At 68.5% G+C, this 1,710-nt stretch carries 2 protein-coding genes; both read right to left on the bottom strand.

The window, feature by feature from the left end; translation table 11 throughout:
• The coding region (locus G7A99_RS02255) for an MFS transporter (RefSeq protein WP_163138756.1) at positions 1–724 on the bottom strand (724 nt) is incomplete at its 3' end.
• 226 nt (positions 725–950) lie between these two features.
• Positions 951–1,710: putative PEP-binding protein (locus G7A99_RS25120; RefSeq protein ID WP_305792305.1), on the bottom strand; the 760-nt coding region annotated here is incomplete at its 5' end.

Genomic DNA, 1,710 nt, shown 5'->3' with positions numbered 1-1,710 from the left:
AGCCGCCTGCACCGGTCCACATCAACGGCACGTAGGTCACCACGGACAGGATCACGAGCGAGCGCAGCGCCGAGAACACCACCAGCCGTGACAGTGGCCCGATGTGACGACGCCACTGGATCGGCGTGGCGTCCGGTGTGCGCGGAGGCAGGTGCGGCGCCAGGCCGAAGAGGAAAGGCAGGGTGAGCAGGGCGGGCAGCGCGAGCACCCACAGATAGCCCAGACCCCACTCCACGACGACCCAGCTCGCGATCGCCGGCCACACGCCGCGGCCAACCTCGCCGCCGACCAGGAATACCGACATTGCGGTGCCCGGCCGGTCGCCGCCGAGGCGGCGCACACCGGCCAGCGCCTGGGGATGGAAGAACGAGTTGGAGATGCCGATCAGGACCAGTACGGCGACCAGGGTCCAGAAGCTGGTGGTCAGCCCAACCAGTGCGCCGCCGAGCGACGAGCCCGCGAGTCCCAGCGCGATCATGACCCGGCCGCCGAGGCGGTCGGCGAGCAGCCCCACCAGCGGCTGCAGCGCCTGGCCCATCAACAGGGCGGCCATGATCGTCCCGGCGAGGGCGACGGAGAGATTCAGCGATACCAGGATCGCCGGCAGCACGCCGGGCAGGTAGTTGGCCGCGCCGTCGTTGAGGAAATGGGCCCAGCTCATTCCGGTGAGGCGGACGGTGTGCGTCCGCTCCGGGGCGGTGGCGGTTGTGGTGGCAGCGTCCATGGGTGGCTCCGGATGCCGGTCGATCGGATGCCGGTCGCGCGGGGGCGGCCGGCGGGTGTGATTATAAGCAGGCTACTCGATCATGCGCACGATCAGGGCATCGAGTCCGGGCGTGTCGCGGATACGCCTGTGCGGCGGGTGGGTTCGGCTCGATACGGCCCGTGGAACGGAGATAAGGCGCGCGCCGGCCCCGGAAGGGCCGGCGCGGTCTGTCGCCAGGGGCGGGTCAGCCTGTCGGGGCTTCCTTGCCGGCCAGGAACAGCCACGTCTCCACCACCGAGTCCGGGTTGAGGGAGACACTCTCGATGCCCTCGTCCATCAGCCAGCGGGCGAGGTCCGGATGGTCCGACGGGCCCTGGCCGCAGATGCCCACGTACTTGCCCTTGCGCCGGGCGGCCTGGATGGCCATGTGGAGCATCGCCTTGACCGCCGGGTCGCGCTCGTCGAAGCGCTCGGCTACGAGGCTGGAATCGCGGTCCAGGCCCAGCGTGAGCTGGGTGAGATCGTTGGAGCCGATGGAGTAGCCGTCGAAGATCTCGAGGAACTCATCGGCGAGCACGGCGTTGGAGGGCACCTCGCACATCATGATGAGCTTGAGGCCGTTCTCGCCCTTCCTGAGACCGTTCTCGGCGAGCAGGTCCGCCACCTGCTGGCCCTCGTCGACGGTGCGCACGAACGGGATCATGATCCAGACGTTGGTCAGTCCCATCTCGTCGCGCACCTTCTTGAGTGCGCGGCACTCCAGCTCGAAGCAGGCCCGGAAGGTGTCCGAAATGTAGCGCGAGGCGCCGCGGAACCCGATCATCGGGTTCTCCTCGTCCGGCTCGTACTGCGTGCCGGCGATGAGGTTGGCGTACTCGTTGGACTTGAAGTCCGACATGCGCACGATCACCGGCTTGTCCCAGAACGCCGCGGCCAGCGTGGAGATGCCCTCCGCGAGCTTGTCCACGTAGAACTGCACCGGGTCGTCGTAGCCGGCCATCTGA

It is taken from the genome of Arhodomonas sp. KWT (assembly GCF_010993615.1).
This window is presented reverse-complemented; position numbering and strand designations above follow the sequence as displayed.